Genomic DNA, 25,635 nt, shown 5'->3' on the forward strand with positions numbered 1-25,635 from the left:
TTTTACTCTAAAGATTTTTCGGAACAGGTCAATGCCATTTTGACAAATCTTATTGTCAAAATGGTAAAACAAGTCAGCCAGCCGAAATAGCTGTTTAAAAATATTGAAGGTTTAATACTCACTGGCAGCAATCAATTGACGGGTATATTCTGTTTGCGGATGGCTAAATAACTGTACAGTATCTTGAAATTCCATGACTTTCGCTTGATGCAGCACCAACACTTTTTGACACAGTGCTTTCACCACTTGCAAATCGTGGCTAATAAACAAATAGCTCATCTGTTCTTGCTGCTGCAAACGGCGTAACAGCTGCACGACAGCACGTTGCGTGGTACGGTCTAAGGCAGAAGTCGGCTCATCCATAATTAACAGTTTAGGACGCAGCACCAACGCGCGTGCTAATGCAATCCGTTGACGTTGCCCACCCGACAATTCATGCGGATAGCGTTGTTTAAAACTCACAGGCAATTCCACTTTGCTTAGAGCTTCATCAATGCGCTGGATGATTTCAGGCTTGGACAATTGTTGCAATGCCAAACCCTCACCAATGGTTTGCTCCACATTTAAACGTGGATTTAAGCTGCTAAACGGGTCTTGAAATACAATTTGAAACTGCTGACGTAAGGGACGCAATTGGCGTTCATTCAGTTGATTCAGATCTTGCCCAAGTAGTTCAATTTTTCCCTCACTTTCAATCAATCGTGCAATTGCAAGTGCCAATGAACTTTTACCCGAACCACTTTCACCGACAATACCAATAGATTGACCTTGCGGAAGTTGCAAGCTTAACGGCTCAACCGCAACCACATAATCTTTAACCCGATTCAGCAAGCCTTGTTTAATCGGGAATTTCACAGCAACCTGCTCCAACTCCAAAATGGTCGGCAACTCATCAACCTGCAAAGCTTCACCAAAATCATGATTCAACAAGTTTTGGGTATAGGCTTGCTGCGGTCTATTAAAAATATCTGCCACACTGCCCTGTTCTTCGACCCGCCCCTGATTCATTACAATTACCCGATCTGCATAGTGTTTGACTAAATTCAAATCGTGGCTGATCAAAATCATGGCCATATTACGACGCACTTGCAGGCTTTTTAATAAATCCAAAATCTGCGCCTGCAAAGTCACATCTAAAGCCGTAGTTGGTTCATCAGCAATTAAAATATCGGGATCGAGTGCCAACGCCATTGCGATCATCACTCGCTGACGTTGCCCCCCAGATAATTCATGTGGATAACGCTTTAGTTTTTCTTCAGGCTGTGGAATGCCGACATCTGCAAGTAATTGCAGCACCCGAGCACGCGTTTTTTCTTTGCTCCAACCTTGGAGTAATAAACTTTCACCAATAATTTTTTCCACTCGATGCAACGGATTTAAAGCCGTCATTGGTTCCTGAAAAATCATGGCAATTTTTTGACCACGAACTTGTCGCAATTGTTGCGGTTTAAGGCGAAGTAAATCTTGTTCTGCAAAGACTGCCTGACCTTGCACCTGTAAATGTTCGGGCAATAAACCCAGCAATGCCAAACTACTAATAGATTTTCCAGAACCACTTTCACCAACCAAAGCAATGGTTTCGCCTGCATGCAGCTCAAAGTTTAAATCGTGCAATAAAACCTGTTGCTGCTGAATACGCAGATGACTGACTGTTAGCAATACTGCAGGCTGTGATGCAGTTGAAGAATTAACGTCTTGGATCGAATGCATCACGGGTCGCCTCCCCAATATAAATTAACAAGGACAGCACAATTGCTAAGGTAAAAAAGCCTGACAATGCCAACCACGGTGCATTTAAATTATTTTTACCTTGTAACAACAACTCCCCTAAAGATGCTGCATCGGGCGATAAGCCGTAACCTAAAAAATCCAGTGCGGTTAAAGCTGTAATATTGGCGGTTAGCATAAATGGCAACTGCGACAAACTCGAACTCATGGCATTGGGTAAAATATGCCGAAACATAATGGTACGATCGGTTACGCCTAAACTTCGCGCTGCACGGACATAATCAAAATTTCGGGCGCGTAAAAACTCTGCCCGAACTAAGCCGACCAGTGTCGTCCAGCCAAACAGCAGCATAATTACAAATAACCAATACACACTTGGGGTAAACATGCTGACCAAAATCATCACCATGAACAGCATCGGTAAACCGCCCCACACCTCTAAAACGCGCTGACCAATTAAATCGACCCAGCCGCCATAGTAGCCCTGAATTGCCCCGACCAAAATGCCCAAAGCTGCCGATGTAAAAGTCAATGCAAAGCCAAATAACAGCGATACACGCAAGCCATATAAAATTCGCGCCAACACATCGCGCCCTTGGTCATCTGTACCTAGCCAATTTTGTGCAGTTGGTGCAGAAGGTACAGGAACGGCCAAATCTAAATTCGGGATCTGGTAAGAAAACTCAATGAGCGGCCAAACTGCCCATCCTCGGTCTGCAATCAGTTGTTGCACCACTGGGTCTTTATAATCTGCTTCGGTTTCAAATACACCGCCAAAGGTCGTTTCAGGATAAGCCTTGAACACTGGCAGATATAAAGATTGCTCATATTTGACCAATAACGGTTTATCATTGGCAATCAGTTCTGCCGCCAAAGACAACACAAAAATAATGATAAAGACAATGAAACAACCAAAACCCAATTTATTCTGTTTAAAACGCTGCACACGCGCCTGCATGATCGGTGACATTATTTTGCCCCTCGCGATTCAAAACTAATACGTGGGTCAATCACCTGATATAACACATCGCTGATTAAGCGTAGAATTAAGCCCAATAAGGTAAAAATAAACAAAGTACCAAAAATTACAGGATAATCACGCTGTACAATCGCCTCAAAACCAAGCAGGCCTAATCCATCTAAATTAAAAATAATTTCGATGAATAAATTCCCAACAAAGAAAATACTCACCAACGCTTCGGGTAAACCTGCAATCACAATCAGCATGGCATTACGAAACACATGCCCATATAACACACGCGATTCAGTAAGACCTTTAGAACGTGCCGCCAACACATATTGTTTGTTTAATTCTTCCATAAATGAATATTTGGTCAGATAGGTCAGCCCTGCAAAACCACCAATCACCATCGCCAATAAAGGCAAAGTCATGTGCCAAAAATAATCGGTGATTTTTCCCCACAGACTCAATTGAGCAAAGTTTTCAGACACCAAACCCTGTAAAGGAAACCACTGAAAATATGAACCGCCTGCAAAAAATACAATCAGTAAAATAGCAAAGGCAAACGCAGGAATGGCATAGCCAATCGCCAACAAAATAGAAGTGGCTTTATCAAACAACAAGCCATGCTGACGGGCTTTTTTAATGCCTAAAGGAATAGAAATTAAATAAATCAGCAAGGTGCTCCATAAACCTAAAGATAGCGATACAGGTAATTTTTCCCATAACAATTGGGTCACAGGTTTATCTTTAAAAAAGCTGGTGCCAAAATCGAACTGCACATAGCTGGTGAGCATTTGCCAAAAGCGTTCATGTGCAGGTTTATCAAATCCATATTGCGCTTCGATTTTTGCGACCATTTCATCACTTAAACCTTTAGCACCTTGATAATTGCTGCTATTGGAGGTTGCAGCAGTTTCACCGCCTGTCGCCCCCATGCCCTGAAAGGCTTCGGCTTGCTGAATCGCCTGTTCGACTGGACCGCCCGGTGCAATTTGAATCACCACAAAGTTAATCAATAAAATGAAAAACAAGGTTGGAATAATCAGGAGCAATCTTTTGAGTATGTATGTGCCCATGTACTTACCTTTTGGCAATGTTCTGGTTTATCGCAAACACTGTCATGCTTGAGTTTTAAAATCGTTATTGTTGACGTAAATAATGTGCAACTTTCTTGGCTTGGGCAGCATCACTCCACCAATAATCAATTCCTGCCGATAGTTTAGGTTTGATGGCGGGCTGACGATACATATTCCAATAGGCATACCAGTTTTCACCTTTGCCATAGGTTGGAATTTGATAATACCCCGCACGCAATAAACGATCCAAAACTTTGGTACGCACAATCAATTGTTCACGATTAGGCGCACGAATCAACTGTTGTACCACTTCATCAATTACTGGGTTTTTAATGCCTGCGTAATTATAGTTTCCTGGTTGATCTGCGGCAGCACTACTCCAAAGCTGTGCTTGCTCATTGCCTGGACTTAAAGATTGCGGCATGACACTGGTGGTCATATCAAAATCGGCACGGCGCATGCGTTCAATATATTGCGGCACATCGACATGCCGAATATTTACCGTAACGCCCAGACGTTTCATATTGCGCACAAAAGGCACTAATGTGCGTTGCAAACCATCCTGATGAATTAAAAATTCAATTTGAATGGCTTTGCCTTTGGCATCGACCAATTTACCTTGCTGAAAACGATAACCCGCTTTCAAAAGCAATTCACGGGCTTTAAGCAAGCCGTTACGGTTAAAGCCACTGGCATCAGTCACAGGATACTGCCAATTTTGCAATACGCCTTGGCGTTGAATAGGATGCAGCTTGGCCAAATAGGGTTTTAAAACAGACAATTCTGCGGCTGAAGGTGTGCCTTTGGCTTCTAATTCACTGTTAGAAAAATAACTTTGCAAACGGCGATATTGCCCATAAAACAAGGCTTTGTTTTGCCATTCAAAATCATAAGCGTAGGTTAAAGCCTGCCTAAAACGAATATCCTGAAACGCATGTCTACGGGTATTAAAAACAAAACTTTGGGTCGGAATTGGGTTTTGGTGCTGAAATTTATGCTTGACCACCATGCCCGCATTCACAGCAGGAAAACGATATTCAGTGACCCATTTTCGTGCGGTATATTCTTCATGCAACGTGTATTGCCCCGACTTAAACCCTTCGAAGGCAATATCCAGATTGCGATAATAAACATACTTCAGGCGGTCAAAATTATAGCGCCCTTTATTTACGGGTAAATCTTTGCCCCAATAATTTGGATTACGCTTATAAGTAATGCTGCGCCCTGCATCAATCCGCTCAATAAGATACGGCCCTGAACCTAAAATCGGTTCTAGTGTGATGCGGGTAAAGTCACGCTTTTGCCAGTCTTTTTTAGAATAGATTGGCATTTGCGACAAAATCAGCGGCATTTCTGCATTGTTAGTGGATTTAAAACTGACTTTAACCTGATGCTTAGACAAGACCGTGGTTTTATCTAAATCGGATAAATACATTTGCAAACCTGGATTAGACTTGGTCTGAAAAGCATCAAAACTGAATTTCACATCATCTGCTGTAACTGGGCTGCCATCACTAAATTTAGCTTTAGGATTTAAATGAAAAATGACAAATGCAGTTTGCTTGGGGTCATAGCTGACTTTTTCTGCCAATAAGGGATACATCACCCCCGGCTCATCTAAAGAACTGCTCATGAGTGAATCGAATATAAAACTCACCCCATCGGTTGAGCTGCCCTTGCCATTCATGTCATTTAAATTATCAAAAGTGCCATTACTGGCACGAATTAAATCGCCACCTTTGGGCGCTTGCGGGTTGGCATAAGGCATAGCCGAGCGCCCCACATACTGAGGCTGGCTATGTACGGCAATATAGGGCGTGGTTTGTAACGCAGCCCATCCAAACTGCGGCAAGACCACACAACCTAAAATACAGCCCAGATATTGATGTGTCTTTTTTATGGCAAATGACATGCACACAGCTCCTTGTGCAGTATTCCTGAGGATGCCGTCAAAACATGACATCCTCAGGATTAAACTTTACAGATTCGGGACTTTAATCACATCGCCAATACGCAATTGAGTATTTGGCTGCATATCATTTAAATCTGCCAATGCTTTGGTGTCGATGCCATAACGACTGGATAAGCCAATCAGCGTATCCCCACGTTTCACTTTATATTCAGTTACGGTTTTGGGAACTTGAATATTTTGTCCAATGCGTAAACCTGAACGTGGCGTTAAGTTATTTAAACTCGCCAATTCTGCAACCGACACACCCACACGGCTGGCAATCGAATTTAAAGACTCACCACTTTTAACGGTATAAGTTTCGGTGGCTTTACTACTGCTGCTTTTCGCAGCACTTACGACCTCTGTTTTTACTTCATTTTTTGCAGCGCTGGCATCGACTTTTAAGCGTTGTCCAATGCGGACATTGGCAGTACGTGAAAGATCATTCAGCTCTGCCAAATAATTCAATTGCAATTTATATTGGCGCGCAATACTGCTTAAAGTTTCCCCTGCTTTGACCACGTGAATATCATTGGTGGTTTCAGCCACCGCTTCAACTTGGGCTTTTTTCTCAGGAACATCCCCCGTGAGTTTAAGAATTTGTCCTGCTCTTAAACCACTGTTACGGCTTAGATTGTTTAAGTCTGCAATATAGTCTTGGCTGAGATTATATTTTGTCGAAATCGCCGATAAGGTATCGCCACGTTGTACCGTATAACGCTCAGGCACATTGACACCTGCAGGCACTTTGAGGGTTTGACCAATGCGCACACCGCTTTGCGTGCTTATATTATTTAAACTGGCGAGCTCTGCCAAAGAAATTTTGGCTTGGTTGGCAATGCTCGATAAAGTATCACCACGCTGTACTTGGTAGTTTTCAGTCGGATAGTTTGGCTCTGCTGCTTTTGTTTCTGACTTACTGGCTTCAGCTTTGCTCGCTTCCGTTTTTTGTGCAGTCACTTCATTTACAGGCACATTAATGCGTTGCCCAACCAATAAGCTACTGTTCGCGTTTAAACCTGGAGTTAAATCAGCCAATTCCTGATTTGACAAGGCATAACGGTCTGCAATCAGTTTTAAGTATTCTCCACGCTTCACTACGTAAGTTTTGGTTGCGATTTTTGCAGCCTGTTCTGCGGCTTTTTTGTCGGCTTCTGCTTTGGCTTTAGATGCAGCCGTTTCTTTTAAACTTAGACGCTGCCCTACAAATAAGCCACTGGTGGTGCTTAAGTTATTAAAATCTGCCAATTGTTTTACAGTTAAACCAAACTGACTGGCGACACCTGTTAAGGTATCATTGGCTTGCACCACGTATTGCTCAGGCATGGTTTTTGGCTTAGCAGGCTCTGCCTGTACTTGTGGCTTGGCGTCGTATAAATAAATACTGGTGCCCACATACAAAGTTGCATCTGGAGCAATTTGGTTCCACTTGGCAATATCACGCCAGTTCAAGCCATTTTTCATGGCAATACTGGCCAAGGTGTCCCCCGCTAACACGGTGTACGTGGTACGTTTGCCTTTTGGTGGTACGACCACCACTTCAGACTCCGTACGCACATAATTCTTACCTTGGTTACGCTTTGCTTCTTCTGAATCTAGGCGCGTATTTTCTGCCACACTTTTCGGGTAAGCAAAACCTTTGGTTAATTCTTTACCTTGCTGCTCTGCAACAGACAGACTAGTCTGAATAGCGGTCAGCTTAATTTTTCCATCGTATGGATCAACAATTTCAGTGCCTTGAGGCGCAATTTGTTTTAACTCAGCCACAAGTTGTTCTTGTTCTGCTTTAGAAGCCACAGGCTGCAACACTTCTTCTACAGTTTTATTGCTACCTTCTGCCTGCACTGCTGCAAGAATTTGCTCACGCTCAGTATTGGAAATTGGTGGTTCAATCCGCACAGGCTGAATATTGGCAGCAGGTGTAACAGCAACAGGAATACGCGGCGCACTTGGAATATCGCTACCCGCAGCAAATGCTGCCAAAGCGTCCGAACCTTGTGGCGTACGTGACAAACGTGTAGGCGTAGTCGTTGCTGGTTTTGAAACACTGGCTGTAGTCGATGCTGTGCTTGGTGTAGTGGTAGTTGTGACTGCCGTAGAGGCAGCAGGCTTGCCTATAGTCGTTCTGGTTGTTGTACTGGTCGTTAACGCAGGTGGCTCAGATTTAGATGGTGTAATGGTCACACCAGAAGATGAAAACGATGGTGTGTTGCTGCTATTGCTTGCCCATAAACCGCCACCACCTTGTAGTTTTTTCAATCGTGCATCGACTGTTGGGCTTAAATCTGCAGGAATCAAAATACGCATTGGACTTTGGGTGTCAATCCGATCCCCACGATGTCCAGGGTTAAGCGAATACAGTTCGGCACGGCTGAGACCGGTAATATTGGCCACATCATTTAAATTCACCGCGCCCACATTAATTTCACGGAAGTGTGGACGGTTGGCAATTGGGGGTAAAGACACGCCATAAGCATGCGGGCTTTTAATAATTTGTGCTACCGCCAAGAAACGCGGCACATAGTTCATGGTTTCTTGCGGCAGTTTTAAAGACCAATAATCGGTTGGTAAACCTGCAGCTTTATTGCGGTTAATGGCTTGTTGAATACGACCCGGGCCTGCGTTATAAGCCGCCAATGCCAATTCCCAAGAACCAAACTGATTATACAAACTGCCCAAAAACTCATAGGCAGCACGAGTCGACTCCACGACATCTCGGCGACCATCGTACATCGAAGTTTGTTTTAAGCCGTAAATACGCCCTGTACTTGGAATGAACTGCCATAAACCTGCGGCAGCTGCGCTACTGGTTGCTGCAGGGTCATAGGAACTTTCAATCACAGGTAACAACGCCAATTCAGTTGGCATACCACGACGTTCAGCTTCTTTAACCGTGTGATACAAATAACGTGACGCACGCGCACTTAAACGATCCAAATACGGTTGACGTGAAATAAACCAGCCTCGCTGCGCTTCAATACGTGGGTTCCAATGGTTTAAATCCATTTTGAAACCAACGGTCATACGCTTCCAGACATCACCGTGTTTTAAAATTAATAAACGGTCACCTTCTACCGCGCGCATATCGGTTGCAGAGAGTAAATCTTCCAGACCATCTAAAGTACTGGCATCTAAATAACCCGAACCGACCTGACTTGAAGTGAGCGGCTTGCTCGCACCCTGCGTCGAGCTACAGCCCGTCATCAAGCCAAGGGCAGCCAATGCTGAACCTAAAACTGTAATTTTTAAAAATGAAGGTAAAGTCGGCTGCCACATGCGCGTGGTTGGTTTATACATAAAAAAATCCAAACAACTCGTATATAAATTATTTTTTAGACTTGCCATTGTAGTAGAGCTAGACAACGACACAAGGCATTAATTTAGCGCGTTTCGTCTATAAATGTTACAAGAAATTAAAAAATAGACAGGATTTACACGTCTAAACCGAATTTGCGATATACAATAGCTTTTCATTTTGATTTATTTTGCACAACCTGCGGATCTGATTTATGTCTCAAACAATCACTTTATATGTTGATGGTGCTTGTCGTGGTAATCCTGGCTTGGGTGGCTGGGGTGCGTATATTGTTACCGAACAAGAAGAACATAAATTATATGGTGGCGAAGCTCAAACCACCAATAACCGTATGGAATTGACTGCAGCGATTGAAGGCATTTTATTTTGCCCAATGGATGCCAAGCTGATTATTTGGACTGACTCCAATTACGTCAAACAAGGCATTACCGAGTGGATTCACGGCTGGAAAAAGAAAAACTGGAAAGATGTCAAAAACCCTGACCTTTGGCAAAAATTAGATGCCACCTGTCAAGGGCGTGAAATTGAATGGCACTGGATTAAAGGTCATGCAGGACATGTAGGCAATGAAATGGCAGATCAGCTTGCCAATTTAGGTGCAGATCAAATTCAGAAAACCTTAACTACAAATACGGCTCAACACATTCGCCCTGCGCTCGAGCTTACCCCAAATGATAAAAAAAAAGCGGAATCTGATTGGTTGCTCGACGATCCTTTCGGTTTTGACTTGATCGAAGAAGATGTAGAAATTGAAACAAGTACGCTGCATCGTCCTGTAGAAATCGACGTACACAACAATCATCAGGTCAAGGTCGATCTTGAAATAATGCAGACGCCAACCACACGCCTAGCCACAGAAACAGAAACAGAAACAGAAACAGAAACAGAAACAGAAACAGAAACAGAAACAGAAACAGAAACAGAAACAGAAACAACAATTGAAACTGCAATCAATGCCGTTGAAGCCGATACAGCAGCAGTAAATGATCTTTCCAATCATCCACACATTGTGATTACCCCTGCCACGCTAAGCTTACATGGTCCACGCCAATTGATTCTAGATACTGAAACCACAGGTTTTTACTATCAAGATGGTGACCGAATTATTGAAGTCGGTGCGCTGGAAATGATTAACCGTAAACTCACGGGCAGTTCCATCCACATTTATATTCAGCCTGAAAAACTGGTCGGTGAATCAGAAAACATTCACGGTATTTCAGATGAGTTCTTAAAAGACAAACCCAAGTTTGCCGAAATTGCCGATGTGCTGTATCAATATCTTAAAGGTGCAGAAATTATTGCGCATAACGCCACCTTCGATATGAACTTCTTAGATATGGAGTTCAGTCGTGCGGGGTTGGGCAATTTGTCCGAAGTATGCGAAGTGACCGACTCACTGCTCATGGCAAAAAGTAAGCATCCTGGGCAAAAAAACTCACTCGATGCGCTCGTCAGACGCTATGAAATTCCTGCGCGTGACCGTACGTTCCACGGCGCATTACTAGATGCTGAAATTCTAGCCGATGTTTACTTGGCAATGACTGGCGGACAAGTCGCCTTTGATATGGATGCTCTGTCTGCAAGCGAAGAACAGCAACGTCAAAGTGATCGTTTAAGTATTGATATTGATCTTGCTGTGATTCTGCCATCAGAAGAAGAATTGGCTGCACATGAGAATTGGGTCAAACAATTTGAAGAAAAACACGGTAAACCTTGCTTTTTTGCCAAATAAAATCTACGAGTTTTGTAATTTTATGTATTTAAAGATTTGCCAGTTCAGTTATAGTTAAAGCAAATAGGACTTTGTGTATTTTGCAAAGAACCAACAAACAGATAAAACACTAGGAAAGGTGCAGATCCATGTCTTACCAAACCTCTATACATTTTGATCCAACTGCCTTACTGATAATAAAAAATGAGGTTGATAATTCTATCAAACTGGTTGAATCCGCAGTAAGCACCTTAGCAGAAGATCAAACTTTGCCTTTTGGGATTGATGATGCACTGAATCAGTTTGAACAGTGTGCTCAGGTTTTAGCCTTAATTGATATGGAAAGCTTGGCAAAAATTGCGCAATACTCAGCAGAGCTGATGCGTAAAATTATGGGGAATCCAAGCAATATCAACACGCTGGAAGTCATTGCACTTAGCGAAGGCACCACCATGCTCAAGCGTTATATTGAGTTTATTTGCCTACGTGAAGTTAAAATTCCACAATTCCTACTCGACACTTTAAACCGTTTAGAATTGGCATTGGGTAAACCATTGACTCAAGAAGGTCAGCATATTGAAACTTTATTGGACTGCATCACTCCAAGTTTCCAATTGCCGCAAGTGCCTTCTTTAGAAAAGTCGGCTTATGTGCATCGCTTATATAAACTGTCATTACATAAGCTGCTCAAGCAAGAAGAATCTGCCATGGATCTTCAAGCGATTAAACTGGTAGGAACGTATTTGGCAGGTTTGGCAGAACAACATCCGAGTCAGCAATATTGGGGCTTAGTACACGTTGCCTTTAACCATATTGATAACTTGTTGTTGAATGAGCCACGTTTGCGTACTTTTATTAGTATTGAGCACAATATGCGTCAATACTTTGCTACGCCAGAAAGCTTTACCGCCAGCTTGTCTGATCTTGCGAATGTGTTGAGCCTGTGTATTAGTCAAGAAGATGAAATTTCTCAACATATTCGCAGTCAAATGAATATTGGTGAAGACTTACTCACCGACATGCAGCTCCAAGTATTCAGCCGTCATTTATATGGTCCAGATTTTGACACCATGCATACCATTAGCGATTTGGTCACCACAGAAATGACACAAATTCGCAATGATATTGAATACAACTATCAAAACATGAGTCCTGAAAAAACGCTGGAATTACAAGGCAAATTAACAGAGTTAGCAAACTTGTTTAAAGTCTTGAACTTAAATGAAGCGCATTTGGACTTACAACGCCAAGCTGAATCATTAAGCCGTCCTGAATTACTCAAAGATGAAAACTTTGCCCAGCAATTAATGAACGTGATTTTATCGGCCATGAACTCAATCGGTGTGCTTGAACGTCACCACACCTCTAGCCGTTTGCAGTTACGTGTGAATAACATGAACATTTCGCTAGATCGTTTAGATGAAGCACACGAAGCCTTGCTGACTGAAACCAAGTTACTGATTGACTTAATCACGCAAACACTGACACAGCACCTACAAACTCAAAGTGTTGCAGATTTAGAGCATACTTCAGCGCAAATTCGTGAAGTTGCAGGGGCAATGTTGTTCTTGAATGCTGAAAGTGGTCAAAAAGCACTGAAAGTATCTGCAGATTTTGTGCATGCACAAGTTGAAGCAGGGCAAAACTTAACAGCTGAACAGGTCAACAATATCTTAGATACGCTTGCCAGTGCAGATATGCTGATTGACAATTTAAAGAACAAACAACCTGTTCTGCAAAGCATGTTTAAGGTAGCATTGGACAGTAGTGAAAAATTGAAAACTGTAGCCTAATGACTGAACTCTCACTTGCATATATTTTTCAGCAACAACAACTTTTGGTCGATGAAAACTTCCAATTACCACGTGTGGAAAAGTTGGCAAGTGATTTAAGTTTTAGCTCGGGTGATCAAGTGATTGCCCGAGATCTACTTGAAGATGAATCTATCCCTGAAGGCTTTCAACTGGTTCCAATCCGACAACTTTTACAAGTCTGGAACACCCAACAGTTTGAACAAGCTAGCCGTGCCATTCAGTTACTCGAATGGCGTCGCAATCATAAATTCTGCAGCCATTGCGGTCATAAAACCGAAGTCCATGCGACTCAATATGCCATGGTCTGCCCTGCTTGTGGCTATCACCAATATCCGCGCGTAAATCCATGTGTCATTACCGTGATTACTCGTGGTGAAGATGAAGTCTTATTGGCGCGTAATGCACGCAATAAACTGCCCATTTACGGTTTAATCGCAGGCTTTGTTGAAGTGGGTGAAACACTCGAAGAAGCAGTACGTCGTGAAACTTTTGAAGAAGTTGGCGTACAACTTAAAAATATTCAGTATCTTGCCAGCCAGCCGTGGCCTTTTCCAAGTAACTTAATGATCGCCTTTAAAGCTGAATATGCTGGCGGTGAAATTCAGTTACAGGAAGAAGAAATTCGTGATGCACAGTTCTTTAAGTTTGATCAACTGCCTGATATTCCATTTAAAGGCAGTATCGCCCATGCCATGATTATGCATGTGACCCAAGGCACGCCTGTGGCAGATGACACCAAAGCTTGGCTATAAGTCTAATTCGCAATCTTGCATTTAAAAAACCGTTGCACCCCATAAGCTGCAACGGTTTTTTTAATTACCATTTTCCACAGAAGATCAATCAACATCACGCATCTTTAAGTGCCTGATCTAAAGCACGCATAATTTGGCGTTTGGTCGCAAAGAAACGACTAAACAAACTCGACACCGATGCCATAACACTGACATGCCCTGTTTTTGGAATGACAATAATTTCACTATGATTGCCATATTTCTTTAATACGTGGTCGAAGTCTGTGGCATTACTTGCCCCCACAATTTGATCTTTTTCTGCCACCAATAAATAGTGTTTGACTGAATTCGGCTCCACAAAATAATACGGCATCACATCCTGATACGGCACCTCTTGATCAAAGGCATCGGCACATAGCGGATCATCCTTATAATCAAAATGATAAGGCCCTGCCAAACCAATAATCGCACGAATGTGATCTTTACAGCTTAAAGCATAGGGCTGGGGATGGTACAACAAGGACATCACATTAAATGCCCCAGCCGAATGTCCCATCAATACCACCTGTGCCGTAGAAATACCCAGTTTGTGTTGCTGCTGAGTCAAGTAATTCAGTGCAAGAGTTAAATCATCAATATAGGTGGGAAAAATATGCTGTGGCGCGAGTTGATAGTTCATCACCGCAACATCAAAGCCTTCTTTTGCAAAAGCTTCGCCCACAAAACGATAATCCTGCTTATCGCCACGTGACCATGCCCCACCATGCACAAACACCATGAGTGGACACTGCGGGCGTGGTGTTGTAGTGCGGTACAAATCCAGACGATGTCGCGCACGTAAACCATAAGCAATATTGCTTTGAACGGTATAACCCTGACGTGGGGTTAAACGGTTCAGCGCATAGCTGCCCAAACTATACAGGCGAAATTCTTCATAAATACGTTTCGCCTGTTCTAAAGTTTTATTCAGTTGTTTAAACCAGTGTTCCACATTATTGAACATGTGTCGGTTCAACCTGATCTGGGTCAATCGCGACTGGCGTTTGTGTTTCTGGAGCAACCATTGGGCTGACAAAGTTCGCATTGTTGCTCGGTTGTAGCTCAATATTATCAATCAGGGTAATAATTTTAGTGACATTGCCCACTTGTTGTAGCACTTGGTTTAAATCCTGCAATTCTGCATTGTTTAAACGTCCCATCACATACAACACACCATCTTCGGTATGAATACGCACTTTGCTGTCTGACACCACAGGTGCTTTCATAATCAAACCACGGGTATTTGCAGTAACCGTGGTGTCCTGCATAATGGTGCTATAGCTGATTTGATTACCCACTGTAATATAATTGTGGATGGTTTTTACATCACTCATGGCACGCACATTGTCTTCTGCCAACTGTTTTAAATGCGCGTCAGGCACTTGCCCTGTCAACAACACATTGCCATGAAAACTTTCTATATTGACACGTGATTGTTTAAAACGTGAATCCAGTTTATATAAATTAATTTTTGCAGTACGTTCAATAGAGTTATCTATAAACACTTGCCCAAGTGAGCGTGCACCACTTTCTGTACCCACTGGCGCAGTGCCTGTGCCACTTGAAATAAAACTTGCACAACCCGATAAACTTGCTACACACAGCAAGGTCACTGCAATACGCTTGAACACTCAGCAAGACTCCTATTATTTTCTTTCAATTCTGGCTTGTGCTGTGCATTTCATCCTTAGATTTGCACGATCAACAATACACCGACTGATGCTTTTGCTTTAAATTTCACTCAAAGATTAATCAAGTCTGCATCAAAAGTAAAAGCATTTTCAATCCATTGCAAATCATACGGGAATTTGGAAAAGTCTTGCTGTACTGTTTTTGCAAATTGCTGAGAAAAATCAAAGCAAATCACATCAAAACGACAATAATATTCTGAATAGTGTGGATATTCTGTTAAAAACTGCATGGCGGTTTTCATAATTTTACGCTGCTTAGATGCAGACACCACTTCGTAGGCTTTGCCATAGCCAGTTTGCGAACGCGCTTTAACTTCTACAAAAATCAGTTGTTCTGCTTGAATAAAAATACCATCTATTTCACCAAAAACACTGTGATAATTCTGCTCCAGCATACGCCAACCGTGTTGATGTAAATATTGCCAAGCCGTCTGCTCTGCCCATGTGCCAATGCTTTGCTGCAGTGTTTTTTGATTCATGCTATATCCGATTTTTTTTATTTTGTTATGGTGCGCAATCGTAGTATTCGCTGAAGTGCGATGACGCGAGTTTCACACGCCAGACTGCAATTCAGGTAGAATAAGCGCTTGGTCTGTAACTTGTATCAGACGCAAGCCAATACTGCTGTTGTTTCGTGTTCCATCATTTTTATTTTAGTTTGCTATTTCCCACGGAGAAAACTCAATGAGTGCCCAGTTATTTGTTGTTGCTACCCCAATTGGTCACTTAGATGATATGAGCTACCGTGCAATTGATGTGCTCAAATCGGTCAGCCTAATTGCCGCTGAAGATACCCGCACCTCTGCACAATTAATGAAACATTTTAATATTTCAACTCCGCTTACAGCCTGCCATGAACACAACGAAAGCAACAAGATTGATATTTTAGTCCAAAAATTACTCAATGGCGAAGACATGGCGCTCATTAGCGATGCAGGTACACCACTGATTAGCGACCCAGGTTTTAAACTGGTTCGTGCAGCACAAGCCAATGGTATTCGTGTGATTCCTGTGCCGGGTGCATGTGCAGCCATTGCAGCGCTCAGTGCGGTTGGCTTACCAAGTGATCGCTTTAGTTTTCAGGGATTTCTCGCTTCTAAACAGTCACAGCGATTACAACAACTTGAAAAGCTAAAAGATGAAACCCAAACCCTGATTTTTTATGAAGCACCACATCGAATTTTAGATTCAGTCAAAGATATGGCTGCCGTGTTTGGTGCAGATCGCCCTGTTGGCTTTGCCCGTGAAATCACCAAAACCTTTGAAACCATTAAAAAAATGACTTTAGGTGAATTGGCTGAATTTATCGCAGCAGATCATCATCAACAAAAAGGTGAAATTGTATTGGTGGTGGGGGGAGCGAGCGAAGAAAAAGACATGGAACAAGAAAAATTAGATCAATTATTGCAGCGTTTGTTGCAAGATTTATCGGTAAAAGCAGCATCACAATTGGCGGCTGATCTAACAGGGATTAAAAAGAAAATTGCCTATCAACGTGCGTTGGAATTAAGCCAAGCAGCTGAATAAGCCGATTGAGCAATAACAGTGATGACGATCATCGCGCATAAAAAAAGCATCACCCTTTATACAAGGTGATGCTTTTTTATCTTGAAGTGATAAACATTAGAGCAGCCTGCATAGTAAGCATCCCGCCCTAACTCACTCAACAGTTCAACGAATAAATTCAATCAACAAGTTCAGCAAGCACGTTCAACAGATTAGTCGCGCGCAGACTCATCTGGTGGCACTTCGGTAATTTTTCCGCCACGCGCCAAGAATGCAGCCACTTCATCTTCCAATGCCTGACGCTGTTTTAGTTTGGCAGTTACAGTGAGAGTTTCTGCTTCTGCAAGATCACCATCTACAGCACCTTCTTCTGATTCTGCTGCACCTTTTTCAGCCGCTTTCGCTTCATCTTCGTCTACAGTTGAATCTTCTACATCATCGTAATCGTTCATGTCCGTCATCTTAATCTCCCCACAAATGACTTCAATTTAGTCCAAGTGAAAACTGGTTATGAATTACGATGAAATTTAGCAATCTCTTGGCCTTTCGCATAGAGTCTAGATTAAAAAAAACGTATCTTTTTTAACCAAATTCGTAATCAGGTATGTATGACCGTACAAAAAACGACTGTTTTGCTTTAAACCGCGTAGCGTGTGTCTTTAAGCAGGCTTAATCCACTGGCTTGTGACATAAAGGCATCTTTTAACGCAGGCAGCTGCTCCACCTGTTTTAAACCAAAGTTACGTGCCCACACCACAGGGAATAAAGTGGTGGTTTCCATCCAGCCAATCGCAGACATACTATGCATCATGGCATCATTTTGTCCTTTACGACGATGCTCGTAACGCTTTAAAGTTTGCTCATGCGCCCAAACACCACGTTTGAAATCATGCAACAACACATCGCACAGTACGGCTGCATCCAGACAACCAATATTCACGCCCTGCCCTGCAAGCGGATGAATTACATGCGCGGCATCACCAATAAGTGCCAAACCATCTTGCACATAACGCTGCGCTGCACGTGCTTTCAGTGGGAAAATAGCACGTGGGGTTGCCTCTAAGACTTCCCCAAGCATGTGATGACTTTCACGAGTCAAAAGTTGGGTAAAGTCGTCATCATTCAGTTTGGCATATTCTTCGGCATAGTCATCAGGCAAAGTCCAAACAATCGACTGCCAATGCCCTTCCTGCTCGGCGTGTAAACTTGCCATCGGTAAATAGGCCAAAGGACCAGTTTCTAAGAAAATTTGACGTGCAACATGCTGATGCGGCTGCGCAGTACGAATTGCACAGGTTAGACCTGCCTGACGATAATCCAACACATCAAAATCAATAAAGGCTTGTTCGCGCACAAAGGAGTTAGCACCATCTGCGCCAGTGACTAGCTTAGTCTGTAATTGTGTACCATCGGCCAAATAAATGTGCCAAACGCCAACACCACGCTCTAAACGGGTCACTTTGACTTGCGTTCGATAATCTTGCACTTGTTGCAACATTTGCTGCTGAATCGCTAGATTTAAAATGCTTGGCTCGACCATTGAACCCAGAGCCTGCTCAATAGCGGGTGTACGTTCGTTACTTGCCCCAAAGTTAATTTCGCCATAGCCATTTTTATTCCAAACCTGCATGCCGCTATACGGCATATGTCGCGCCAGTTTAGACCAGACATTGACTGTTTTTAACAGGTGGATGGTGGCCTGACTTAAAGCCAATACACGCGGATTGGCAACTGCAAGGGTTTTCTCTGCATCTAAAATAGGTGCGGCATCTAAAACTGTAGCCTGCACACCCCCTTGTGCCAATAAAAGTGCAGTTAAGCCTCCCACCAAGCCGCCACCAATAATGACGACATCTAACACTTGCGTTTGTTGATTTGCTGTGATCATGCTTTTAACCCCATGGCATAATTGGCGACCAAAGGTTTAATGCCTGGAATGGTATCAAACGCGACTAAGCCTGTATTACGCATAAATTTCAGGATTGGGTTTTGATTGCTAAATCCACGTACCACGCTGTCACAGAATTTAATGACTCGCTGTTGATCTTTCAAACGCGATTGTTCATAGTCACGCAGCATTGCAGCATCGCCTAAATCTGCTGACTGTGCCGCCTGTTCGGTGAGATAACGCAATAATACGTAAGCATCTCGCATACACAAGTTAAAGCCCTGCCCTGCGACTGGGTGAATGGTATGCGCTGCATTACCCATCAGTACAACGCGACCAACCGCCTGTTTTTCTGCCAGAACTTGTGACAATGGAAAACTAAAACGACGTCCTGTTTTTTCAAACTTCCCTGCACGATCACCATAGGCTTGTTGCAAGGCATTTAAAAAGTGTTGATCATTTTCATCGCCCATCCATTCATGTTCTGTCCCTTTTGGCACAGGCCACACCACGGAACGGCGATATTCACCTGGCAGGGGCAGCAACGCCAAAGGCCCTAAGTGACTAAAACGCTCAAAACCCACATGCGCATGCGGCTTGGAGGTTTGCACTGTGGTCACAATCGCTACTTGGTCATAATCATGTTCCGATGCACCAATGCCCAAGGCTTTACGGCAGAAAGAATCACGACCATCGGCAGCAATCAGTAGTTTGGCAGCAAGCTGTAATTGTTCCTGACCACGTACCGCTTCAATATAGGCAAAATCTGTATCTTGTTTAAGACTGGTGACCTGCACACCATCAATCAATTCAATCAAAGGTTGTTTACGCACTTCGGTCAGTAACACCCGACCTAACCATGCATTTTCAATCACCTGACCAAAGCTTTCGACTTTTTCTTGTTCGGCCAATAAACGTGCCTTGCCAAAACTACCTTGTTCGGTAATTTGAACTTCTAAAATAGGCGTAGCATGTTCTTGCAAGGCATCCCATAAACCTAGCTCTTGGTAAATTTGTACGCTGCGACGCGACAAGGCACTGTTACGTGCATCAAAACTGGAATGATACGGCGCAAGGTTAGCATCGTCATAATTGGGGTATTGAATCGCTTCTAGCAACTTTACTGCAATGTTTGACTTAGCCAACATCAAGGCTAAGCTTAGCCCGACCATACCACCGCCTACAATGATCACTTCTTGTTGCATGCCTTGATCCTTTTTATGAGGTATTCGACTTCAAAAGATTCAATCGAAATACGTATAATCTGTAATGGATTTTATCTTACCGCAAAGTCATTTATTTTTATAATGAATTAGTGTTGAAGCTATGGAAGATGATTAGACTTCTTGCAAATGCCCAATTCAAACTATAATTATTAGTCCCTCATCTTCTTGCTCCGAGCCATGTATGACACAAGAGAAGATAAATTCAATACTTAGTATTATTGATGGCTGATGATTGATTTTAGAATAAGCTCAACGATAAAAATGATCTCACATAATGGTTATTATACAAACTATCTTTGTAATGCATATTGCATTACAATATTTCCATACATTCAATAACTGAGAGAAGTGATGGCTACTGTTAATTTCAGGGTCGATGAAGCCCTTAAAGAAAAATCTTATTCAATCCTTAAAGAACAAGGTATCTCACCTACCGATTTCTTCACCAATATTCTTGAATATGTGGCAACGACTGGAAAACTTCCTGTACAAAAAGTATTGCTTTCAGAAGAAGATGCAGAACTATTGGCACTCGTCCGTAAACGCATGAATGATCCTAAAGAGATGTTCGAGGAAGTCACATTAGATGACTTATAATCTTTTACGTCATAAGGACTTCACTGCAGAATGGGAAAAGCTTCCGAGTGCTATCCGCGACCAATTCAAGAAAAAATTAGCCAAAGTCATTGAGCAGCCACATATTCCAAAGAACATGCTTAAAGGTGATCTTGCTGGCTGCTATAAAATCAAATTATTAAAAGCGGGTGTCCGACTTATTTATCAGGTCAAAGATGATCAGGTCGTTATTTTGCTCATTACCGTTGGAAAGCGTGCTGATAACATTGTTTATGATGAAGCAAAAAAGCGGATCAAAGACTAAAAATTATTTACATACTCAAAATTTACACGCGCTTTCTAATAAAAAAGCGGTAGTGTTCAAAAAACTGTGTCATTTCCTTAAACTGTTAAAAACAGGAATGATGCATTATGGCAACTACATTTGATTTTGAAACAGCCTTAAAACAACTCCAGTCAGGACAAGCACTGACTGGAGAAAATGGCATACTCACCCCTTTAATTAAACAGCTGACCGAAGCTGCTCTTGAAGCAGAAATCGAGAATTACATTGAAGCGAATCCGAAACAAGGTAATCGCCGCAATGGCTATACTCGCAAGACAGTAAAATCTACATCAGGTTCATTTGAGCTTGAAACCCCTAGAGATCGAAATGGTGAATTTGAGCCACAGTTAGTTAAAAAGAACCAGACCAAATTATCAGAAGAAATTGACAATAAAATCATATCACTCTATGCACTTGGTATGAGCTATCGTGATATTCAAAAGCATGTTGCTGATATGTATGGATTGGAGATTTCAGATGGTGCTATCACCAATATTACAGATAAGCTCCTCCCTCAGTTACAAGCATGGAAACAACGCCCACTCGATACAATTTATCCCTTTGTTTGGTTAGATGCCATACATTACAAAGTGAAGGATAAAGGTGTTTATGTGAGCAAAGCGATCTATACCATTTTAGCTTTAAATGTTGAAGGTAAGAAGGAACTACTCGGCTTGCATTTGTCGGAAAGCGAAGGGGCGAACCATTGGCTTAGTGTACTGACAGACCTACAAAATCGTGGTGTTCAGGATATTCTGATTGCCTGCCTTGCGAAGCAGCGCTTCTCAGGACTAAAAGGTTTCCCCGAAGCCATAGCAGCGATTTACCCTCAAACAGAAATACAACTGTGTATCGTTCATCAAATCCGTAATTCTTTACGCTATGTTGCCAGTAAAGATCAGAAGGCATTTATGGCTGATTTAAAGCCAATTTACCGTGCTGATACCAAAGGGGCGGCAGAAGTAGCACTGGATGAGCTAGAAGAAAAATGGGGCGAAAAATATGGTGTGATCATTCAGTCATGGCGTACCAAATGGCATCTACTATCCGCCTATTTCAAATACCCTAAAGCGATTAGGAAGCCGATTTACACCACCAATGCCGTTGAAGCCGTACATCGTCAATTCCGCAAACTAACCAAAACCAAAGGAGCTTTCCCCAATGAGGATAGTCTGATGAAATTGCTGTATATTGGTATTCAACAGGCATCAGAAAAATGGACAATGCCTATTCAGGAATGGGGACAAACGATTACTCAATTATCCATTTACTTTGAAGGTCGATTAGATGATATAATTAAAATCTAGTCAAATTTACTGACACAGAATTTTGAACGCCCTCAAAAAAGCTGATCACTTGACCAGCTTTGATTAGACCCAATTAAGCAGATTTAGCTTTTGCCATCAATGCTTCAATCTCTTCTACGGTTTTCACCACTTTTGAAGTCAGATTCAATGGCCCGTTCGCAGTCGCAACAATATCATCTTCAATACGGATACCTATACCACGCCATTTAGCATCTACCGTTTCATCATCGGGTGCAATGTATAGACCCGGTTCAACGGTCACCACCATACCTTCTTCATAAACACGCCAGTCTTCACCGTGTTTATAGCTGCCGACATCATGCACATCCATGCCCAACCAATGCCCTGTACCGTGCATATAAAACTGGCGATAACTTTCCGAAGCAATAATTTCTTCTAAATTGCCCTGCATAATGCCTAGATCAAGCAAACCTTGCACCAAAATACGCACCGCAACATGGTGTGGTTCTTTATAGGAGTTACCAATTTGTACAGCTTCAATTGCTGCAATTTGCGCATCCAATACAATGTTATACAGTGCTTTTTGTTCTGGACTGAATTGACCATTCACGGGAAAAGTACGGGTAATATCTGAGGCATAGCACTGATATTCACAGGCTGCATCAATCAGGACTAAATCGCCATCTTTAAGCACTTTGTCATTTTCGACATAATGCAAAATGCAGGCATTTTCACCACCACCGACAATACTGTTATAGGCAGGTACGCAGCCATTTTTACCAAAAATATAATTCAGTTCAGCTTCTAGCTCATATTCCATCATGCCTGCTTTTACTGTTTGCATGGCACGAGTATGTGCTTCTGCACTAATATTTGAAGCAATTTGCATCAGTTCCAATTCAGACTCAGTTTTATGCAAACGCATTTCATCCAGCAAACGATCTAACTGAACAATTTTAGCAGGTGCAGTATTGCCTTGACGATGTTGTGCATCGGCTTGTTGGTTCCATGCCGCAACACGTACATCAAATTCAGTCTGCTGCCCTAAACGATAATACAACGTGTCTTTATTGACAATTTTGGCGATGATTTCTGCATCTAATTGCGCAATTGCAAAAGACTCATCTGCCTCAAACAGCTCAATTGCACCTTCTAAACCTGCGCGATAACCATTCCAGATTTCCATTTCACGGTTACGTTCACGGCAGAACAACGTGTAGGTATAACCTTCATCAATTGATTCATAGGTTTCAATCACCGCAACTGCTTCAGGTTCGGCAAAACCTGTTAAATAGAAAAAACTGCTGTCGGCACGATATTTATAATCTGCATCACGATTACGCATTGCCACAGGACTAGTTGCAATAATTGCGACACTATTAGGCCCCATCAGTTCTGCAAGTTGATCACGACGTTCTTTAAATTCGACTTGAGTCAGTTTTTTCATAAATACGGTCTACATATATAAAATGATGAAAATATGATTGTTGTAATGACTTAAAGCACCTTACACCGACTTAACTTAGGCACACAACGCCCGATTAACTCGGACGGTGTGGCGTAAACATTTCAACAACAGCACTTGCGTTTTGTGTTGTTTGTACGGTTTGTTGACGCGACTTAGCATGTAAGTTTTGCAATAAAGAGCTTTCTTCTACAGGCACTTTTTTACGTCCTACAGATAAACTCACAGGAATCAAACGTACAAATTCATACAATTCCTGATAGCTTTCTTCGCCTTCTTCATCATTGTCTGAATCTTCAAATTCAACCGCAGCGACATCTTGTAAATGCTCAATCAGTTCGATTTCATCTGAACGAATATGCCCAGAAGCTAAACCAAACCCAAGCACGACGCCTGCACACCAATCCGCCAAAGCTTGCACACGTTCTTGTAAAAGATGTTCATCATCTGGCAACAACGGCAAATAATCCAACTCATCTTCAGACAAGGCATGTGCGACATCTTCTGATTCATCGGTTAAAAGTGAGAGTGCGGCTGGCTCTAATTCTGGCACATTTAAAGTTTCTAAAATCTGCTGCCATTCGGTTTCGGTTGGTGCATTTGTCACACAAACTATACCTGTCAGCAAGCCATGTAACTCACTTGGGCTTGAAATTTCTTCAATGTTAGAAAAATTGCGGAACCATTCCGACCAACCTGAAATATCGTCTTGCATTCGTTTATCCAATCTCTATACTTCGTATATATTACCTTTGTTTGCAATACTGTGCGACCACGATATGTTAGAAGAATTACAGCGTCTACAAGCGTATATTGGTGTTTTAAAAACACGAATTAATCATTATGAAAGTGAAAATGCCGCCCTCAGCACAGCCAAGCAAACTGCTGAGGAACAGCATCATGCTCAAATTGTTCAAAGAAACGGCATCATTACTGCCAAGCAAGATGAAATTGAGAATCTGACTGAGCAATTAAGCAGCACGCAAGCGCAATTACAGCAGTTAAATCAAGATGCGACAGCACTGGCAGACCGTTACAGTCGTTTGGAAAAAAGCTGTACTGATTTGAAAAACCGCTTTCAGGAAATTTTGGCTGAGCGCAATGAATTACGCATTTTAAAAGAAAAAATGCTGAATGATCAGCGTTTAAATCAGCACGAAATTCAGACACTCAAACAAGAACGTGAAAGATTGTTACAAAAAAATGAGCATGCAAAAGCCAAAGTGGAAGCCATTATTCAGCGTCTTGCAATTTTAGGTACAGCTCAAGATCATCATGCGCAAGAAATTCAACAACTTGCCCACCCTGCCGAAGTGAGTGAGGAAGGTTAATATGTCAGTTCAAATTCCAATTGATTTACGTGTTTTAGGACATAGTTTCCGTTTAGCCACAACTGAAGAAAAAAGAGAAGATTTAGAGCGTGCGGCACAATTATTGAATGAACGCTATGATGAGTTTCGTCGTAAAGCGCCCAATATGGAACCGAGCAAACTGATTATTGTGGTGGCTTTAGAGTTGATGCAAGAGGTTCTTTCTATGAATAAATCTTTGCAGCATTATGAGCATTGTGAGCGTTTACTCAGCACCATTTTGCAAGAAGTTGAAGCCCTTACTTAAGTGGTGTTTTTTTGACTTAAGTTTGCATAAAGGCTATGCAAACAAGCTCTATCTTTATAGTTAATTCGTGAACATGAGTTGCCAAGCAACTGAGATGGGTTATACTAATTCTAACTCTGAGGTGTTCGCCAGCGAGTCTATATCCCTGCCGATACTTTAATCTTAGGATTGTGTTCTGCATATTTAGAGCGTATGCCCATCTCGTATGGGAAACCCAGCAAGTATGCGTCGCGTCCGCCTTGAACTTTTTCGGGTTCAGGGTAACGACATGCAGCGGCATCTTCGGAGCTATTTATTTTTAAATATCTAAAAATAAAATGTCTAAAAAATATAAAATCGTTTAGAAAAATGTATCAGCAGAAACCTTAAACCGCTCAGACAGCGCTTTAATATGACGAATATTCAACTGGCGTTTGCCGCTTAAAATCTCCGAAATCACAGATTGAGTTGCAACCTCTGCCAAGTCAGATTGACCTAATCCATGTTGCGCCATCAAAAAAGCTAAAGCAGCACGACCATCTCCATGAGGAATAGGCAGGTGTTCATTTTCATAAACAGAAACCAAGTCACCGAGTTGATGAATCAGCCCCATTAAAGGATGCGTTTCATCATCACCAACAATATCTAAAAGCTCATCTAAAGCCTCGACAAGTGCATGAAAATCTTTTTCATTTTCTGGTTTACTCAGCAAAGGAGCAACGTAGTGCCAGTGATCTACAGCCTGTTTAATCATTGCGTTCATA

At 42.2% G+C, this 25,635-nt stretch carries 23 protein-coding genes and 1 other RNA gene; 10 read left to right on the forward strand and 14 right to left on the reverse strand.

Annotated elements, in window-relative coordinates; all coding sequences use genetic code 11:
- Positions 1 to 111 precede the first annotated feature (111 nt).
- The 5 genes from FTT70_RS10940 to FTT70_RS10960 all read right to left on the reverse strand — a co-directional run bounded on the left by FTT70_RS10940 (position 112) and on the right by FTT70_RS10960 (position 9,016).
- Positions 112 to 1,710 carry an ABC transporter ATP-binding protein gene (locus FTT70_RS10940; protein ID WP_179996132.1) on the reverse strand — a complete coding sequence of 533 codons (1,599 nt, stop codon included), beginning with the start codon at positions 1,708 to 1,710 and terminating at the stop codon, positions 112 to 114.
- Positions 1,688 to 2,698 (reverse strand): ABC transporter permease, encoded by a 1,011-nt coding sequence (locus FTT70_RS10945; RefSeq protein WP_180168620.1) that lies wholly within the window; start codon positions 2,696 to 2,698, stop codon positions 1,688 to 1,690. The genes FTT70_RS10940 and FTT70_RS10945 overlap by 23 nt, the downstream gene beginning before the upstream one ends.
- On the reverse strand, positions 2,698 to 3,768 hold the full coding sequence (locus FTT70_RS10950) for a microcin C ABC transporter permease YejB (RefSeq protein ID WP_004972662.1): 1,071 nt from the start codon (positions 3,766 to 3,768) through the stop codon (positions 2,698 to 2,700). The genes FTT70_RS10945 and FTT70_RS10950 overlap by 1 nt, the downstream gene beginning before the upstream one ends.
- Positions 3,769 to 3,832: 64 nt before the next feature.
- A complete protein-coding gene (locus FTT70_RS10955; protein ID WP_004972660.1) occupies positions 3,833 to 5,680 on the reverse strand; it encodes an extracellular solute-binding protein in 1,848 nt (615 codons plus the stop codon).
- A gap of 66 nt (positions 5,681 to 5,746) precedes the next feature.
- Complete coding sequence (locus FTT70_RS10960) at positions 5,747 to 9,016, reverse strand: LysM peptidoglycan-binding domain-containing protein (RefSeq protein WP_167846131.1); 3,270 nt, start codon at positions 9,014 to 9,016, stop codon at positions 5,747 to 5,749.
- A gap of 212 nt (positions 9,017 to 9,228) precedes the next feature.
- Between FTT70_RS10960 and dnaQ the strand changes: the two genes are divergently transcribed.
- The 3 genes from dnaQ to nudC all read left to right on the forward strand — a co-directional run bounded on the left by dnaQ (position 9,229) and on the right by nudC (position 13,312).
- Positions 9,229 to 10,767 (forward strand): DNA polymerase III subunit epsilon, encoded by a 1,539-nt coding sequence (gene dnaQ / locus FTT70_RS10965; RefSeq protein ID WP_180168621.1) that lies wholly within the window; start codon positions 9,229 to 9,231, stop codon positions 10,765 to 10,767.
- A 128-nt stretch (positions 10,768 to 10,895) separates the two neighbouring features.
- A complete protein-coding gene (locus tag FTT70_RS10970; protein ID WP_096902171.1) occupies positions 10,896 to 12,539 on the forward strand; it encodes a chemotaxis protein in 1,644 nt (547 codons plus the stop codon).
- On the forward strand, positions 12,539 to 13,312 hold the full coding sequence (nudC, locus tag FTT70_RS10975) for an NAD(+) diphosphatase (protein ID WP_096902169.1): 774 nt from the start codon (positions 12,539 to 12,541) through the stop codon (positions 13,310 to 13,312). The genes FTT70_RS10970 and nudC overlap by 1 nt, the downstream gene beginning before the upstream one ends.
- A gap of 94 nt (positions 13,313 to 13,406) precedes the next feature.
- Here the strand turns inward: nudC and FTT70_RS10980 are convergent, their stop codons facing one another.
- The 3 genes from FTT70_RS10980 to FTT70_RS10990 all read right to left on the reverse strand — a co-directional run bounded on the left by FTT70_RS10980 (position 13,407) and on the right by FTT70_RS10990 (position 15,500).
- The gene (locus FTT70_RS10980; RefSeq protein ID WP_104852296.1) at positions 13,407 to 14,294 is read right to left on the reverse strand and encodes an alpha/beta hydrolase; all 888 of its coding nucleotides are present in this window, start codon (positions 14,292 to 14,294) and stop codon (positions 13,407 to 13,409) included.
- Positions 14,284 to 14,961 (reverse strand): BON domain-containing protein, encoded by a 678-nt coding sequence (locus FTT70_RS10985; protein WP_004972649.1) that lies wholly within the window; start codon positions 14,959 to 14,961, stop codon positions 14,284 to 14,286. The genes FTT70_RS10980 and FTT70_RS10985 overlap by 11 nt, the downstream gene beginning before the upstream one ends.
- A 110-nt stretch (positions 14,962 to 15,071) precedes the next feature.
- Positions 15,072 to 15,500, reverse strand: a complete 429-nt coding sequence (locus FTT70_RS10990; RefSeq protein WP_004972647.1) for a YraN family protein — start codon at positions 15,498 to 15,500, stop codon at positions 15,072 to 15,074.
- A 205-nt stretch (positions 15,501 to 15,705) separates the two neighbouring features.
- Here FTT70_RS10990 and rsmI point away from each other — a divergent pair, with 205 nt between their 5' ends.
- Complete coding sequence (gene rsmI / locus FTT70_RS10995; protein ID WP_178319212.1) at positions 15,706 to 16,548, forward strand: 16S rRNA (cytidine(1402)-2'-O)-methyltransferase; 843 nt, start codon at positions 15,706 to 15,708, stop codon at positions 16,546 to 16,548.
- A gap of 191 nt (positions 16,549 to 16,739) precedes the next feature.
- Here rsmI and FTT70_RS11000 read toward each other — a convergent pair whose 3' ends face one another.
- From FTT70_RS11000 to ubiH, 3 genes are all read right to left on the reverse strand, one after another.
- The gene (locus FTT70_RS11000) at positions 16,740 to 16,988 is read right to left on the reverse strand and encodes a hypothetical protein (protein ID WP_004972644.1); all 249 of its coding nucleotides are present in this window, start codon (positions 16,986 to 16,988) and stop codon (positions 16,740 to 16,742) included.
- A 176-nt stretch (positions 16,989 to 17,164) separates the two neighbouring features.
- On the reverse strand, positions 17,165 to 18,415 hold the full coding sequence (locus FTT70_RS11005; protein ID WP_180168622.1) for an FAD-dependent monooxygenase: 1,251 nt from the start codon (positions 18,413 to 18,415) through the stop codon (positions 17,165 to 17,167).
- Complete coding sequence (gene ubiH, locus FTT70_RS11010; RefSeq protein ID WP_179990342.1) at positions 18,412 to 19,620, reverse strand: 2-octaprenyl-6-methoxyphenyl hydroxylase; 1,209 nt, start codon at positions 19,618 to 19,620, stop codon at positions 18,412 to 18,414. Before ubiH ends, FTT70_RS11005 begins: the two co-directional genes overlap by 4 nt.
- Positions 19,621 to 19,992: 372 nt before the next feature.
- Between ubiH and FTT70_RS11015 the strand changes: the two genes are divergently transcribed.
- From FTT70_RS11015 to FTT70_RS11025, 3 genes are all read left to right on the forward strand, one after another.
- Positions 19,993 to 20,238 (forward strand): type II toxin-antitoxin system RelB/DinJ family antitoxin, encoded by a 246-nt coding sequence (locus FTT70_RS11015; protein ID WP_167846138.1) that lies wholly within the window; start codon positions 19,993 to 19,995, stop codon positions 20,236 to 20,238.
- Positions 20,228 to 20,521 (forward strand): type II toxin-antitoxin system RelE/ParE family toxin, encoded by a 294-nt coding sequence (locus tag FTT70_RS11020; protein ID WP_004970510.1) that lies wholly within the window; start codon positions 20,228 to 20,230, stop codon positions 20,519 to 20,521. Before FTT70_RS11015 ends, FTT70_RS11020 begins: the two co-directional genes overlap by 11 nt.
- A 107-nt stretch (positions 20,522 to 20,628) precedes the next feature.
- The gene (locus FTT70_RS11025; protein WP_180059835.1) at positions 20,629 to 21,849 is read left to right on the forward strand and encodes an IS256 family transposase; all 1,221 of its coding nucleotides are present in this window, start codon (positions 20,629 to 20,631) and stop codon (positions 21,847 to 21,849) included.
- A 73-nt stretch (positions 21,850 to 21,922) separates the two neighbouring features.
- On the opposite strand, the gene pepP is transcribed toward FTT70_RS11025, so the two are convergent.
- Complete coding sequence (gene pepP, locus FTT70_RS11030; RefSeq protein WP_179989403.1) at positions 21,923 to 23,257, reverse strand: Xaa-Pro aminopeptidase; 1,335 nt, start codon at positions 23,255 to 23,257, stop codon at positions 21,923 to 21,925.
- A gap of 94 nt (positions 23,258 to 23,351) precedes the next feature.
- The gene (locus FTT70_RS11035) at positions 23,352 to 23,990 is read right to left on the reverse strand and encodes a UPF0149 family protein (protein WP_179996074.1); all 639 of its coding nucleotides are present in this window, start codon (positions 23,988 to 23,990) and stop codon (positions 23,352 to 23,354) included.
- Positions 23,991 to 24,054: 64 nt separating this feature from the next.
- Here FTT70_RS11035 and FTT70_RS11040 point away from each other — a divergent pair, with 64 nt between their 5' ends.
- The 3 genes from FTT70_RS11040 to ssrS all read left to right on the forward strand — a co-directional run bounded on the left by FTT70_RS11040 (position 24,055) and on the right by ssrS (position 25,185).
- Positions 24,055 to 24,606, forward strand: coding sequence for a hypothetical protein (locus FTT70_RS11040; protein WP_154320487.1), 552 nt, complete (start codon positions 24,055 to 24,057; stop codon positions 24,604 to 24,606).
- A gap of 1 nt (position 24,607) precedes the next feature.
- Complete coding sequence (locus tag FTT70_RS11045; protein ID WP_004970518.1) at positions 24,608 to 24,892, forward strand: cell division protein ZapA; 285 nt, start codon at positions 24,608 to 24,610, stop codon at positions 24,890 to 24,892.
- A 110-nt stretch (positions 24,893 to 25,002) separates the two neighbouring features.
- Positions 25,003 to 25,185: non-coding RNA, 6S RNA (ssrS, locus tag FTT70_RS11050), on the forward strand.
- Between the two features lie 47 nt (positions 25,186 to 25,232).
- Here ssrS and FTT70_RS11055 read toward each other — a convergent pair.
- Complete coding sequence (locus tag FTT70_RS11055) at positions 25,233 to 25,634, reverse strand: type II toxin-antitoxin system HigA family antitoxin (protein WP_004970519.1); 402 nt, start codon at positions 25,632 to 25,634, stop codon at positions 25,233 to 25,235.
- Position 25,635: the final 1 nt, after the last annotated feature.

The sequence above is a fragment of the Acinetobacter sp. YH01003 genome, from assembly GCF_013420525.1.
GTDB classification, from domain to species: Bacteria; Pseudomonadota; Gammaproteobacteria; order Pseudomonadales; family Moraxellaceae; genus Acinetobacter; species Acinetobacter towneri.